Source organism: Sutcliffiella horikoshii (genome assembly GCF_020524325.1).
Lineage (GTDB): Bacteria > Bacillota > Bacilli > Bacillales > Bacillaceae_I > Sutcliffiella_A > Sutcliffiella_A horikoshii_D.
This window is the reverse complement of record NZ_JAIVKY010000001.1, coordinates 75286-89934: the sequence shown is the minus strand read 5'-3', so window position 1 is coordinate 89934 and position 14649 is coordinate 75286. Positions and strand designations below refer to the sequence as shown.

The window sequence follows — 14649 nt, the reverse complement described above, 5'->3', positions numbered from 1 at the left end:
GTTTAATCAAGTACAGAATAAAAGTGATTGTTCGAACAGCTAAAGATTCTGTTTAGCTGTTTTTTGCTTAAATTTTTTTAACAGGGCTAGAACACATCCACATTACTCTCATAGAGAATATGGTATTAAATAGGGTTACATAAACTATCAGCGCGAGGGGAAACGGCATATGTATTTTCATGGAACTAGTAAAGTAAACGCAAAAGGACACTTGGAAATAGGTGGAGTGGACACAATTGAACTTGCTGGAGATTATGGCACTCCCCTATACGTTTATGATGTTGCACTAATTAGACAACGTGCACGCGACTTTCAAACAACATTTAAAAATCTTGGTGTAAAAGCACAAGTAGCATACGCTAGTAAGGCTTTTTCTTCTGTTGCTATGTTTCAACTAATAAAAGAGGAAGGCTTATCACTAGACGTTGTGTCAGGAGGCGAACTCTATACAGCGCTTGTGGCGGACTTTCCGGTAGATCGCATCCACTTTCACGGCAACAACAAGAGTGTGGAAGAGCTTGAAATGGCTGTCGAGAAGAAAATTGGCTGTGTTGTTGTAGACAACTTCTTGGAATTGACTTTGCTTCAGGATATCTGTAAAAAGCATGGATATACGATGCCAATTCTGCTTCGAGTTACACCAGGCATTAATGCACATACACATGATTATATTTTGACAGGCCAAGAGGATTCTAAATTCGGTTTTGACTTGCAAAGCGGCCAGGCACACGAAGCGATGAAGATTGCTTCTAATGCAACTCATTTGGACTTGCTGGGAATTCATTGTCATATTGGTTCTCAAATTTTTGAAACAACAGGATTTAAGCTTGCTGCAGGCAAACTTTTTGATACATTAAAGCAATGGAACGAAGAAGAAGGATTTGAAGCGCGTGTTGTAAACCTTGGGGGTGGATTTGGCATTCGCTATACAGAGGAAGACAATCCCCTTCCTGCTTCCGTTTATGTAGAAGAAATCATCACTGATGTTCAATCTATTGTAAAAGATCATAGTTTGAAAATGCCGGAAATATGGATTGAACCTGGTCGTTCATTGGTAGGAGACGCGGGAACTACCATCTATTCTGTAGGATCTAAAAAAGAGATTCCTAACATCAGGCATTATTTGGCGATTGATGGCGGTATGACGGACAATATCCGTCCTGCGTTATATCAGGCAAAATATGAGGCGGTATTGGCAAACAGAGTGGAAGATGAAGCAGATGACAAAGTATCCATAGCAGGAAAATGCTGCGAATCTGGTGATATGTTGATCTGGGACCTTCCGTTACCAAAAGCGAATCACGAAGACTATTTGGCGGTATTCTGTACCGGAGCTTACGGTTATGCAATGGCAAACAACTATAACAGAATCGCGAAACCTGCTGTTGTATTTGTGGAAGACGGAGAAGCTCAACTAGTCATCCGCCGCGAAACATTCGAAGACCTAGTAAGACTGGACTTACCTTTTCAAGCGAAAACGAAGCTAACAAAATAATCACAACCAAACAAAAGCTCACCCTTTTTGCCGAGGGTGGGCTTTAAAAATCCTGTTGATTTCCATTCCAGGCGCTTAGCTTGCCTGCGAGCGGTCCGTGAGCCTCCTCACTTCGTTGGAAGCCACTGAAAAACTGAAATCTAATGAAAATTGTTGATTTTCAGCTGGTGATTGGAGCAAAAGGCGAAGACTCCTGAGGGAGATAGCGCTAGGTGGAGACCCCACAGGCGCAGCCGTGGAGGCTCCAGCAGCGCCCCTAGGAAAGCGAAGCCGTTTGCGGAAATCAACAGCGGTGGCACAATAATATCTGAAATCAATGACTTCTTCAGTGGCTTCCTCCGTTGCGGGGTCTCACCTGTCCCTTCCTCCCGCGGGCGTCTGCGCGCCTTCCACTACAATCAACAAAGTTACTTCATTTACCTAAAGATTTTAAAAGCTATATTGCAAGTATATTTAAAACCTCTAACATATCGCACACGTAATTTCTAGCTGTTGATTGGAGCAAAAGGCGAAGACTCCTCGAAAATGCTACGCATTTTCTTCGTGCGATGTTTAGCTGCCGAAGTCTTCCTTGTCCTGAGGGAGATAGCGCTAGGTGGAGACCCCGCAGGCTTGCCGAGGAGGCTCTCGTCAGCCCCTAGGAAAGCGAAGCCATTTGCGGAAATCAACAGCGGTGAATATGAGATACAAGAATTAAAAAGTAGCTTTACCGGACCTCTGACTTCCTTTTCCTACTATAATCATGTATGATTATAACTGGTTCTTTTAATTTTTATATACAAGGAGATGTTCATAATGGCAAAAACAGGATACATACTTATGGAAAACGGAGAAAAAATCGAATTCGAACTTTATCCAAACGAAGCACCTAACACAGTTGCTAACTTTGAAAAATTAGCAAACGAAGGATTCTACAACGGTGTTACATTCCACCGTGTCATCCCTGGTTTTGTTAGCCAAGGTGGAGATCCAACTGGTACTGGTGCAGGCGGTAGCGGCACTACAATCAAATGTGAAACAGAAGGTAACCCACATAATCATGAAGCAGGAAGCCTTTCCATGGCTCACGCTGGAAGAGACACAGGCTCTAGCCAATTCTTCATCGTACACCAACCACAACCACACTTAAACGGTGTTCACACTGTGTTTGGTAAAGTGACTTCTGGTCTTGAAACAGCTAGAAACATGAAAAATGGCGACGTTATGGAGAAAGTTGAAGTAACAGACGCTGAATAATAGTTTTAAAAGTGGGAGCAGAGATGCTCTCTCTTTTTTTACGAGAAAAAGAAAGAGGGTAACGACCATGAATAAAAAGAACTGGATTTTACTAGGCGTATTGCTTGGGATGTCCCTAGTGTGGGGCTTAATTTACTGGTTTTTCATCGTTTAACAAACTTATCTGAAACTTTAAATTTTACTTATCAGGAAGATATGCTAAAATAATAACGGTATACAACTACATATGAATGTCCTTCGGGGGTGGGTGAAATTCCCTACCGGCGGTGATGAAGCATTATGCTTCTTAGTCCGTGACCCGATTTTCTTGAAAAAGGAAAGCGGTGGATCTGGTGAAACTCCAGGGCCGACAGTGAAAGTCTGGATGGGAGAAGGATTATAGATTGCAAGCAGTGAAAAATCCATTTTTGAGCACTGTTTATTTTCCTATACGCAATTTTAATCCACTCAAACCTCTAAGGCTGTAATCTTAGAGGTTTTTTATTTTTTTCGGTAGAAGTTTAGGAGGGGGAATTGCTTTGGAAGATCAGTATTATATGAAATTTGCCATGGATTTGGCGAAGCGTGCAACAGGGCAAACCTCTCCAAACCCGGTTGTTGGTTGTGTCGTAGTGAAACATGGAGAAATTGTTGGATTTGGTGCACATTTGCGAGCGGGAGAAGCACATGCAGAAGTGAATGCCATTCAAATGGCAGGCGAAGACAAAGCAAGAAATTCAACCGTTTATGTAACGCTGGAACCTTGCAGTCATTTTGGCAAAACGCCTCCATGTTCTGACCTTCTCATTCAATCTCAGGTTAGCAGAGTGGTTATCGCGTCCACTGATCCAAACCCATTAGTAGCAGGGAAAGGGATCGAAAAGCTTCGTAAGGCAGGTATTGAAGTGGACCTTGGTGTATGTGAGGAGGAAGCCTTGGCGTTAAATCAAGTTTTCTTTCATCATATTAAAACAGGAAAACCATTTGTAACATTGAAAACTGCTGCAAGCCTCGATGGCAAGACAGCGACTCACACGAATGAGAGTAAGTGGATAACTGGACCTGATGCGCGAATGGATGTTCATCAATATCGTCATCAGCATGATGCGATTTTAGTAGGAGTTGGGACGGTTCTTGCAGATGATCCAAGTCTTGACACTAGACTGCCTAATGGCGGGAAGAACCCAATAAGAATCATCCTTGACTCTCACCTTAGAACACCACTGTACTCAAAAGTGCTAACAGACGGGAAGGCGCCTACCTGGATAATCACAGGCTCTAAACCGGAATTGGAGAAAGTGGTTGCTTTAGAGGGAAAAGAAGGAGTCAGAGTTCATACATTACCAACAGAAAAAGTAGAAATCAACGATCTTCTTTCGTTACTTGGCGAGGAAGGAATCACTTCTTTATTTGTAGAAGGCGGCGCGACAGTTAATGCTAGTTTTCTAAAAGAGAAAGCCATTCAACAGGTAATAACTTATATCGCTCCTAAATTAATAGGTGGAAAAGATGCTCCGACGCTTATTGGGGGAGAAGGTTTTGCTTCAATGAGTGAAGTTGTGGAGCTTGAAATAAAAGAGGTCACCAAGATTGGTGAGGACCTGAAGATTGTTTCAACCCCTAAAGAAGAATGGAGGTGAGCCATTGTTTACAGGAATCATTGAAGAGATAGGAACGATTAAACAAATCATTCGAGGCGATCAAGCAATTATTCTAGAAATCGAAGCAGAAAGAGTGTTAGAAGATGTAAAGCTAGGAGATAGTATAGCAGTCAATGGTGTCTGCTTAACGGTTACAACGTTTACTTCAAACCGATTTACAGTCGATGTTATGCCAGAAACAATACGTGCAACTTCGCTTAAGACATTAAATGCAGGTTCTAAGGTGAACCTAGAAAGAGCAATGATTGCGAATGGAAGATTCGGAGGGCACTTTGTCAGTGGGCATGTGGACGGAATAGGAACCATTCAAGATAAGAAGAGATTGGGCAACGCGGTTTACTACACCATCACTGTTGATGGTCCTTTATCACGATATCTCATGCTTAAAGGGTCCGTAACAGTTGATGGTACAAGCCTAACCATTTTTGGGGTGACAGATAATAGCTTTACTATTTCCCTCATTCCTCACACCTTAAATGAAACAATTCTAGGTGAGAAAGGAAAAGGTGATCTTGTCAATATTGAAGTGGACATGTTGGCAAAATATATGGAGCATCTGCTAAAGCAGCAAAATGAAACTTCTTCACGTAAATCGAGTATGTCTGCATCATTTTTAGAAGAGCATGGATTTAAATAAGGTGGGTGAGAAAGATGAGTGAGTTATTTAATTCAATAGAAGAAGCATTAGAAGACTTACAACAAGGCAAAGTGATCATTGTTTGTGATGATGAGGACAGAGAGAACGAAGGAGATTTCGTAGCTCTAGCTGAAAAGGCAACACCTGCTGTAGTGAATTTTATGGCAACCCATGGCCGTGGATTGATCTGTGTGCCTGTACAAGATGAGCTAGCAGAGAAACTGGACCTTGTACCAATGGTAAATCACAATACGGATTCACATGGAACTGCCTTTACCGTCAGTATTGATCATAAATCAACCACAACCGGCATTTCTGCATTTGAACGTTCCACTACCATATTGGAACTCTTGTCACCAACTTCAAAGGCAGGAGACTTTAAACGTCCAGGACATATTTTTCCACTTGTTGCTAAAAAAGGCGGGGTGTTAAGAAGAGCAGGTCATACAGAGGCAGCAGTCGACTTGGCGTTAATGAGCGGCTCCTACCCGGCAGGTGTCATCTGTGAAATTATGAATGAAGACGGCTCTATGGCACGTGTGCCAGAGCTAAGAAAGATTGCCGACAAATTTGATCTTAAAATGATTACGATTAAAGATATGATTCAATATCGTAACCGTAAAGACAAATTGGTTCAACGGGAAGTGGAAATTAAGCTTCCAACCGAATTCGGTGACTTCCGTGCTGTCGGCTACTCGAATGTCGTGGATGGAAAGGAACATGTAGCCTTAGTAAAAGGAGATATCGATCCTGACTCTCCAACGCTTGTCCGCGTTCACTCTGAATGCTTGACAGGAGATGTATTTGGATCCAATCGTTGTGATTGTGGACCGCAACTTCATGCAGCACTTGCTCAAATTGAAAAAGAAGGCAATGGAGTCCTTTTGTACATGAGACAAGAAGGAAGAGGCATCGGCTTGCTTAACAAAATGCGTGCCTACAAGCTGCAAGAAGAAGGTTACGACACAGTAGAAGCGAACGAGAAGCTAGGATTTGGTGCAGACTTGCGAGACTATGGAATTGGCGCGCAAATCTTACGAGACCTTGGTGTATCTCAAATGAAACTGCTGACTAATAATCCTCGTAAGATAGCAGGATTAAAGGGCTATGAACTTGAAGTTGTGGACCGCGTGCCACTTCAAATGCCCACCAAGGAAGCAAATGAAAATTACTTAAAAACCAAGCATTCAAAATTAGGGCATATGTTGCATTTCTAAATAGTCCAGTACGCTAGTTGTTACTTGGAGCAAAATGCGAAGACGCAAGCGGCGAGAAGCGGCAATGTTGAGACCCCTGAAACGTTGTAAGGAGGCTCAAGGCCGCCCAGCGGAAAGCGAAGCATTTTGCGGAAAGTAACAACGGCTTTGATGAAGAAATATAAATTAGGAGGAACTTAAAATGGCGAAAGTGTTTGAAGGTAATTTAGTAGGAACAGGACTTAAAGTAGGTATCGTAGTTGGCAGATTCAATGAATTCATCACAAGCAAACTTCTAGGCGGAGCACAAGACGCTCTTAAAAGACACGGAGTAGAAGAAGACCAAGTGGACGTAGCATGGGTACCGGGTGCATTCGAAATTCCATTGGTAGCAAAAAGAATGGCCGACTCCGGTAAGTACGATGCAGTAATTACCCTCGGAACCGTAATTCGTGGATCTACTCCTCACTTTGACTATGTATGTAACGAAGCGGCAAAAGGAGTATCTCAAGCCTCTATGCAATCGGGAATTCCCGTTATCTTTGGTGTACTTACAACAGAAACCATTGAACAAGCTATCGAAAGAGCAGGTACAAAAGCCGGTAACAAAGGTTGGGAAGCTGCTGCAGCTGCCATTGAAATGGCAAATTTATTACGCGAATTTTAAGATTTATTTTAAAAAGGTGTACTTTAAAGCTTTGTTTGGATAGAATGTATACTTAAGAGTAAGAAAATCTTTCAGATAGGAACATTTTTCATCCATTTTCCTATACTACTTGTAGTTATACTTATGAAAGTTTTTTCGATAATGAGGGGTAATTTATGTTAATTCGTTATAAGAAGAGCTTTGAGAAAATTGCTATGGGTCTAATGTCCTTTATGCCAACTGAAAAAGAGCTGAAGAAATTACAGCAATCGATGAGAGACTACGAAGAGAAAGAAAGTTGGCAGCTTTTCCTTTGGAAGGAAGACGATATTATCGGTTTGATTGGTATCGAGTTGGATGAGGAAAGCTTCACCATTCAACACATCAGTGTGATCCCTTCTCACCGCGGGCAAGGGTTTGGTAAAAGAATGGTTCTAGCGCTCACGCAAACTTATCCAAACAAAGCAGTCAAAACAACCCAATATACTACTGCATTTATTGAAAAATGCGATTTAAATGAAGATGAATGTAGTGAATAACTGCATATATGAGAAAAACGACGGCTTTCTATGTGAAAGCACGTCGTTTTTGTGTTGGGGAAGTGAATTTTTGACTCTGAACAGACCAGGAAAGTCACGTTAAGTAAAATACGAGCGGAACGGGAGCAAATACTGTCCAAAAAACAAAAATACGAGCCGAGCTGAAGCAAATACTGTCCAAAAAACAAAAATACGAGCGGAACCGGACTAAATACATGCCGTTCGACATAAATGGCTAAATTACGACATCAAGACTGAGTCCGACACCGCCTCCAACGCCCCGGCTTCATGTTCACCCTACCCCTTCTTCCGCAAATCCAGCTGCCTCTTCCTTTCCTCAATCACATCAGAACGATCCCTGACTGTATGTCTGTTTACCAATGATTCATTTAGCAAATCGCTTGCTGCTCCCCATACTTTACTCGCGCTCTGAGCCATAGCGTCACAAGACAGTTGCAGATCAGGGTCTGCTATTGGCAAATTCATACTTTCATAGGGTTCTTGTTTCGTTACACAAACGACACGTTCTTCAAGTGCTTCAACCAATCGTCCACTATCAAGTCCTAATGCCTCAATCTCCGCCGATTCCTTGCCGATAATCCGGCAGGCATTTTGAAGCATCCGTAATGCTCCACTGAAATTTTTCCTGCGGTGATGGTAAAGTCCCACGGCAATTTGGATGAGACCGACCCAATGAATGTCACGCTCAGCCGCATCTTTTTCCTTCCAATATTCTTCTAATACTTCATGGCATTCAAAATAGTCTCTATCACAATGAAAATGATATAAATAATCAAGATAAGCTTTTGGATACAAAGGATTTCCTCCTCAATACAAATCTAATAATATTTTAACATAATCATGAAAACCCTATAAAATCTTGCTACAATACTCTATACTATTGTATAGTTTGATGTTTATGTTAGGTGGATGAATGATTGTGCAGGAATACAATGTGAAAGTAGAGGCCTTTGAAGGCCCTTTGGATTTATTATTACATTTAATTAACAGGTTGGAAATTGATATATATGATATTCCGGTTGCTCAAATTACCGAGCAATACTTATTATACATACATACCATGAAAGAACTTCAATTAGATGTTGCTAGTGAGTATCTTGTCATGGCGGCTACCCTTATTGAAATTAAAAGCAAAATGCTGCTTCCGAAACATGAAGAGGAAATCCTAGACGAGGATGATGAATTTACTGAATATGAAGAGGATCCTCGTGAAGAATTGATGAACAGGTTAATTGAATATAGAAAGTATAAAGAGGCGGCAGATGATTTAAAAGAGATGGAAGAGGAACGAAGCCATCTTTTCACAAAGCCCCCAAGTGATTTGAGTGGTCTCATGAAGGAAGTAAAGCCGGAAGAAGTGAACCTGGATGTTTCCTTATATGATATGCTCGGCGCATTGCAGAAACTAATGCGCAGGAAGAAAATACAAAAGCCAATGCAAACGAGGATTACACGCCAGGAGATTCCTATTGAGAAGCGGATGGAAGAACTAATCCAAGATCTACGTCAATTTAGGGGACGCAAGCATTTTTATGAGCTTTTTCCAGAGTCAAGCAAAGAGTATATTGTCGTGACATTTTTGGCGATACTCGAACTTCTAAAAAAGAATAGTATTCTTTTGGAACAGGATAATAATTTTTCGGATATATATGTGTCTTATAAGGAAGGAGGAAACGATGGAAGTGGCTATTATTAATTGGAAAGCGATTGTGGAAAGCCTCCTTTTTGCTGCAGGAGACGAAGGGCTTACGCTAAAGGAACTTACAAATGTCCTTGAAGTGGAGGAACATGTCGCAAAGGATATATTAGATGAGTTGAGAAAAGGTTATCAAAAGAAAGAGAGGGGAATTACCCTCATAGAACTAGCAGGTACGTATCAATTGACTACTAAAAAAGAGCATTCTGTCTATTTGAAAAAACTAGTAGAATCGCCTTCTTCCCAAACACTTTCACAGGCAGCGCTGGAAACATTGGCGATTGTTGCATATAAACAGCCGATTACCAGAACAGAAGTGGAGAGTATTCGTGGTGTGAAAAGTGAAAGACCGCTTCAAACATTGGCAGCGAAGGCGCTAGTGAAGGAGGTTGGCAGGGCGGAAGGAACAGGAAGAGCCATTCTTTATGGAACTACGAAGGAATTTCTGGATTATTTCGGATTAAAAGATATTAAAGAACTGCCGCCGCTATCTGTAAATATGGAAGAAATGGATGAAGAAGCAGATTTGTTCTTTGAAAAGTTTCAAGAAACGTTTGAATCTTAAGATTATTTAAGTCTCTTATGGTAAAATAGTAGTATGGGAGGCTATAAATATGTAAGCCCCTATGACAGATTAGCAGGTGGGAGTGACCGTATGCGTATAATAAATAGTAGAGGGTATGAATTAGAAAAGGCGCAACCCAACACTTCTGAGGATTTTTTCAACCGCTCTGAAGTGACATTTGAAGATGAAGGACAAGAAAAGACGTTACACGTATTGTATATTCGATATTATGACGAAACCTTTGCTGAGTTCATCCCCTCCATGAGTGGAGAGGCAGATCCTATTTTCAAGATTGGTGAAAAGGAAGTTACTTTTAAAGATTTGGTAGCCATTACTTGTTTAATTAAAAACCCAAGTTTTCGTGAAAGAAAGCGAATCTATATTAATACGCAGGAAGAGCTTGCAGGGTATTTTGAAGGAGTAGATATTCCTAAACTTAGAGAGATCTTTGAAGGTATTCACAATCAAGGTCACTATAAGCTTTCATCGCCGCTACATTTTTTAGCGCAATCTACTTCTTGAAGTAGGCCAAGCTAGAAGTACTTCTAGCATTGCTAGTAATACTTTTAGCTTTAGAGACGTAACGTAGTAGAAATAGTAGAAACTCACAATTAGAAAAAACTATACTTGGAGGGTCATTTTTCAATGGCAAATACAATTGTAAAATCACAAACAGAACAGGTTGAGAGCTTTTTAGGAAATACGGTACATCAATTGAATACGTTCTTGAATGAAGCTACACTTTCCACTTTGATGGAAGAGTCTTCTACGAAACAAGAGTATGTAGAACTTCTTTTATTGAATACTCGTCGACTTGCTGTATTCTGTGACGAAGGGTTGAATGCTTGTCAAGTTATCCTGAAAAGTGAACCGTTTAGAAAGTCAGCTGCTGAAAAAGTTTTATATAACATTTACCATCAATGTATTGAAGAGTTTTTTGCTCCAAGAAACGATGCTTGGTATGAGGACAGCCGTTCTGCTTATACCGGAAAGAATTCCATTCAGTTCCATGAGGCACCTCCAGAATCATTAAAAATGGTGATCCGAGGTTTGGAGGGCGACTTCCAATCAGTTCGTGAAGAGTTGGAGTATTATGAAACAGACTACCGGACAAAAATGATGCAAAGCAATTGATCCTATAGCACCAGCCCATTCTTATGGGTTGGTGTTTTTTTTATATAACTCATACTCTGTTCCATTACGCCCAGATATTGCATACAATAAAACGATGAGTGCAGGGGAGGGTGAGGATAATCAGACAAAATCAGCATGTTTTTAGGCAATATTTAAGCGATGTGGAAGACTGGTGTTTGGAAATATTGACCTCCAATCAAAGTAGCAAAGAAGAATACCGTAGCAGTTGGTTATCAGAAATAAGGGGAATTCTAAAAAGGGTTCAACATACACAGGAACAAGAGTATCTCTATGAGTCTGACATATTAGATATCAAAAGGCATGTGGAAGATAGTGCTGAAGGAATGCGTAATGTTTCAGCAAGGCGTGTGAATAATGGAAGAGTGCCAATAGGCCAACACACCCTTCCACCACTGCCATATCCATATAACGCCCTTGAACCATACATTTCAAGGGAGATAATGGAACTTCATCACCAAAAGCATCATAAAAGCTATGTGGACGGATTAAATAAAGCGGAAATGAAAATGCTGGAGGCGCGCGAAACAGGTGATTTTGATCTTATCAAGCACTGGGAACGAGAAGCTGCCTTTCATGGATCCGGCCATTATTTGCACACGATGTTTTGGGATAACATGTCACCTAACGGTGGAGGTCAGCCAAGCGGAAGGCTCATGCAGCAGATAGTCCAAGACTTTGGTAGTTACGAGAAATTTAAAAAACATTTTTCACAAGCTGCTGACAAAGTGGAAGGTGTAGGGTGGGCTTTGCTTGTTTGGTCACCGCGTGCACACCGATTGGAAATTTTGCAAACGGAAAAGCAGCAGCTGTTTACTCAATGGGATACGATTCCCTTACTTGGTTTAGATGTTTGGGAGCATGCTTATTATCTTCAATATAAAAATAACCGCAAAGATTATATCGATAAGTGGTGGAATCTTGTTAATTGGAAAGATGTTGAAAAGCGTTACCAAGAAGCGTCAAGATTGAAGTGGAAACCATATTGATTAGGGAGGGGGGCGTTGTTCTCCTCTTTTTTTGTTTAAGGGTAGATAATGTGCGCAATGAAGACCTGAGTGGCGGAGAAATACGTGGAGAGAAGTCTTCATCAGGGTTATGAAGACCTGAGTGGCGGAGAAATACGTGGAGAGAAGTCTTCATCAGGGCAATGAAGACCTGAGTGGCGGGAAAATAGGTGGAGAGAAGTCTTCATCAGGGCAATGAAGACCTGAGTGACGGGAAAATAGGTGGAGAGAAGTCTTCATCAGGGCAATGAAGACCTGAGTGACGGGAAAATAGGTGGAGAGAAGTCTTCATCAGGGCAATGAAGACCTGAGTGACCAGAAAATAGATAGAGAGAAGTCCTCAATTGTTCTTTCCACCCATTCGACATAAAAACCATTCATAATCTAGGACAGGTTCCGCATAAACTTGTACAAAAATAGATAAGGGATGGGATTGGATGTCTCTCAAAAGAAAAATGTTCAGCATCGTGGTTGTTCCGCTGCTGATTTTCTCCATATGCATTCCACGAAGTGTACATGCAGAACAAGTAGGGGTCAGTGCTCGAAATGCGGTCTTGATGGAACAGGAAAGCGGCAGAATCATTTACGAAAAGGATGCACATGACAAACAGAGGATTGCCAGTATCACCAAAGTGATGACCGCTATCTTGGCGATTGAATCAGGCAAGCTCGATGAGATTGTAAAGGTCAGTGACAAAGCCGTTCGTGCTGAAGGCTCATCCCTTTACCTGAAACCAGGGGAAAAAATAAAACTCGAACATTTAGTTTTTGGTTTGATGCTCCGCTCTGGAAACGACTCAGCAGTCGCTATAGCAGAACACGTTGGAGGCAGTTTGGAAGGCTTTGTCTTCATGATGAATGCAAAAGCACAAGAACTTGGGATGACCAACACAGAATTCGCAAATCCACATGGTTTGGATGACCATGAAAACCATTACTCTACGGCATACGACATGGCACTACTGACTAGATATGCCATGGAAAATGATAAGTTCAAAGAAATTTCAGGCACAAAAGTGTACAGAGCACCGGCTGCTCCTGGTGAATCATGGGACAGAAGTTGGACCAATAAACACCGTTTGGTAACAGGTATGTACGATTACGCAACAGGTGGTAAAACAGGATATACAAAGCGGGCAAAACGGACCCTTATTACCACTGCGTCTAAAGAGGGCTTAGATGTTATTGCTGTGACGTTGAACGGTCCAGATGATTGGAAAGATCATATCTATATGTTCAACCGGGCCTTTGTCGACTATAAATTATATGATATTGCGGAAAAGGGAGAAATAGAAAATGTGAAAGATGATTTCTACAAAGGAAAAGTGTCCCTCTCCCGTGATATAAAATATCCTATGACAAAAAAGGAAAGAGAAAATGTACGGATTAAAGTGACGCTTGAAACACCAAAAAAGCAATGGAAAGACGGTGAGAATGTACCAGAAGTGGTAGGAGAGTATACATTGATTGTCCACGATGAGGCTGTAGTGGAAACACCGATCTACTTTGAGCGGAAACAAGAGAAGGAAGGCGGTTTCTGGAGTATCTTCAAGGATATATTTTTCATCATGGCAGGAAAAACTTCATGGTAAACATTATCTGGGTGGCGATGACCATTATCGGAATCCTGTTTGCGATGATTAATGGAACGATGGATAAAGTGAACGAGGCAATATTTACTGGTGCAAAAGATGCGGTAACAATTTGCATCGGTTTTATCAGTATACTAGTCTTTTGGCTTGGACTAATGAGGATTGCTCAGGAAGCAGGACTCCTGGAGAAGTTGGCCTCTCTCTTTAAACCTATCGTTCGGAGGGTTTTTCCAGAAGTTCCGCCAGATCATCCTGCAATGGGGTATATGCTTTCTAATATGATTGCAAACATGTTCGGCCTTGGAAATGCTGCAACTCCAATGGGTATTAAAGCGATGGAACAACTGAGGGAATTGAACGGAGGAAAAATAGAAGCAAGTCGTTCCATGATCACATTTCTCGCAATCAACACATCAAGTCTTACCTTGATTCCAACCACTGTAATTGCGATCAGGATGAATTATGGTTCTGCCTCTCCTACAGAAATAGTCGGTCCCACCCTCGTTGCCACACTTTGCTCCACTATCGCTGCTATTACAATAGACCGGTTATTCTATTACCGGCGTATGGCAAAAAGGAGGTAGTCCATGCAGCTCATATCCCTTATATCGTTATGGATGATTCCTCTTATAATCGGTTTCATTCTTTTGTATGCTACGTTTAAAAAAGTTCCCACCTACGAGACGTTTGTAGAAGGAGGAAAAGAAGGTATCAAGATTGCTATTTCTATTATCCCTTTCTTGGTTGGGATGTTGGTTGCCATCTCGATCTTCAGGGCTTCAGGCGCCTTGGACTTCCTCGTTGAGTTTGTTAGACCTGCTATGCAGGCAATAGGAATTCCAGCCGAAATCGTTCCACTATCCATTATCAGGCCGATTTCCGGAACAGCAGCCCTTGGGATGACGACAGATATGATTGCAACATACGGACCTGATTCTTTTATGGGGAGGCTTGCTTCTGTCCTACAAGGTAGTACAGATACCACGTTGTATGTCATAACGGTTTATTTTGGGGCAGTTGGTATTAAGAAAATGGGAGATGCCTTGAAAGTAGGTTTGTTGGCGGATATAGTGGGAATTATTGTATCCATTCTGGTCGTTACAATATTCTTTGCTATGTAAACTTTTCTGCGTCGAGAGAAATCTCGGCGTTTTTATTTTGTAATAGAAAGCTATATTACCGTTGATTTCCGTTCCAGGCGCTTCGCTTGCCTGCGGGCGGTCCGTG

The 14649-nt window shown here is 41.5% G+C and carries 16 protein-coding genes and 1 riboswitch; of the genes, 15 read left to right on the top strand and 1 reads right to left on the bottom strand.

Features of this window, described 5'->3' with window-relative positions:
- The first annotated feature begins 169 nt into the window (after positions 1 to 169).
- The 7 genes from lysA (at position 170) to LC091_RS00435 (ending at position 7389) form a co-directional block, all read left to right on the top strand.
- On the top strand, positions 170 to 1495 hold the full coding sequence (lysA, locus tag LC091_RS00465) for a diaminopimelate decarboxylase (protein ID WP_226679773.1): 1326 nt from the start codon (positions 170 to 172) through the stop codon (positions 1493 to 1495).
- A gap of 795 nt (positions 1496 to 2290) precedes the next feature.
- Entirely contained in the window at positions 2291 to 2731 is a 441-nt protein-coding gene (locus tag LC091_RS00460; RefSeq protein ID WP_223489689.1) for a peptidylprolyl isomerase, read from the top strand.
- Between the two features lie 229 nt (positions 2732 to 2960).
- Positions 2961 to 3111, top strand: a riboswitch (FMN riboswitch).
- Between the two features lie 138 nt (positions 3112 to 3249).
- Entirely contained in the window at positions 3250 to 4350 is a 1101-nt protein-coding gene (gene ribD, locus LC091_RS00455; RefSeq protein WP_226679772.1) for a bifunctional diaminohydroxyphosphoribosylaminopyrimidine deaminase/5-amino-6-(5-phosphoribosylamino)uracil reductase RibD, read from the top strand.
- Positions 4351 to 4354: 4 nt separating this feature from the next.
- On the top strand, positions 4355 to 5008 hold the full coding sequence (gene ribE / locus LC091_RS00450; RefSeq protein WP_226679771.1) for a riboflavin synthase: 654 nt from the start codon (positions 4355 to 4357) through the stop codon (positions 5006 to 5008).
- A 14-nt stretch (positions 5009 to 5022) separates the two neighbouring features.
- A complete protein-coding gene (locus tag LC091_RS00445; RefSeq protein WP_226679770.1) occupies positions 5023 to 6225 on the top strand; it encodes a bifunctional 3,4-dihydroxy-2-butanone-4-phosphate synthase/GTP cyclohydrolase II in 1203 nt (400 codons plus the stop codon).
- A 181-nt stretch (positions 6226 to 6406) separates the two neighbouring features.
- Positions 6407 to 6871 (top strand): 6,7-dimethyl-8-ribityllumazine synthase, encoded by a 465-nt coding sequence (ribH, locus tag LC091_RS00440; protein WP_060667020.1) that lies wholly within the window; start codon positions 6407 to 6409, stop codon positions 6869 to 6871.
- Between the two features lie 155 nt (positions 6872 to 7026).
- Positions 7027 to 7389 carry a GNAT family N-acetyltransferase gene (locus LC091_RS00435; RefSeq protein WP_226679769.1) on the top strand — a complete coding sequence of 121 codons (363 nt, stop codon included), beginning with the start codon at positions 7027 to 7029 and terminating at the stop codon, positions 7387 to 7389.
- A gap of 297 nt (positions 7390 to 7686) precedes the next feature.
- On the opposite strand, the gene LC091_RS00430 is transcribed toward LC091_RS00435, so the two are convergent.
- The gene (locus LC091_RS00430) at positions 7687 to 8205 is read right to left on the bottom strand and encodes a DUF309 domain-containing protein (RefSeq protein WP_226679768.1); all 519 of its coding nucleotides are present in this window, start codon (positions 8203 to 8205) and stop codon (positions 7687 to 7689) included.
- Between the two features lie 118 nt (positions 8206 to 8323).
- Between LC091_RS00430 and LC091_RS00425 the strand changes: the two genes are divergently transcribed.
- From LC091_RS00425 to LC091_RS00390, 8 genes are all read left to right on the top strand, one after another.
- Positions 8324 to 9106 (top strand): segregation/condensation protein A, encoded by a 783-nt coding sequence (locus tag LC091_RS00425; protein WP_226679767.1) that lies wholly within the window; start codon positions 8324 to 8326, stop codon positions 9104 to 9106.
- Complete coding sequence (scpB, locus tag LC091_RS00420; RefSeq protein WP_226679766.1) at positions 9087 to 9671, top strand: SMC-Scp complex subunit ScpB; 585 nt, start codon at positions 9087 to 9089, stop codon at positions 9669 to 9671. The genes LC091_RS00425 and scpB overlap by 20 nt, the downstream gene beginning before the upstream one ends.
- Positions 9672 to 9761: 90 nt before the next feature.
- Positions 9762 to 10193, top strand: coding sequence for a hypothetical protein (locus LC091_RS00415; RefSeq protein WP_226679765.1), 432 nt, complete (start codon positions 9762 to 9764; stop codon positions 10191 to 10193).
- 123 nt (positions 10194 to 10316) lie between these two features.
- Complete coding sequence (locus LC091_RS00410; protein WP_226679764.1) at positions 10317 to 10805, top strand: YpuI family protein; 489 nt, start codon at positions 10317 to 10319, stop codon at positions 10803 to 10805.
- Between the two features lie 116 nt (positions 10806 to 10921).
- Positions 10922 to 11812: a superoxide dismutase gene (locus LC091_RS00405; protein WP_404819640.1), complete on the top strand. Its 891-nt coding sequence runs from the start codon at positions 10922 to 10924 to the stop codon at positions 11810 to 11812.
- A gap of 473 nt (positions 11813 to 12285) precedes the next feature.
- The gene (locus tag LC091_RS00400; RefSeq protein WP_404819637.1) at positions 12286 to 13422 is read left to right on the top strand and encodes a D-alanyl-D-alanine carboxypeptidase family protein; all 1137 of its coding nucleotides are present in this window, start codon (positions 12286 to 12288) and stop codon (positions 13420 to 13422) included.
- Positions 13416 to 14006: a nucleoside recognition domain-containing protein gene (locus tag LC091_RS00395; protein WP_226679762.1), complete on the top strand. Its 591-nt coding sequence runs from the start codon at positions 13416 to 13418 to the stop codon at positions 14004 to 14006. Before LC091_RS00400 ends, LC091_RS00395 begins: the two co-directional genes overlap by 7 nt.
- A 3-nt stretch (positions 14007 to 14009) precedes the next feature.
- Positions 14010 to 14543 carry a spore maturation protein gene (locus LC091_RS00390; RefSeq protein WP_226679761.1) on the top strand — a complete coding sequence of 178 codons (534 nt, stop codon included), beginning with the start codon at positions 14010 to 14012 and terminating at the stop codon, positions 14541 to 14543.
- Positions 14544 to 14649 lie beyond the last annotated feature (106 nt).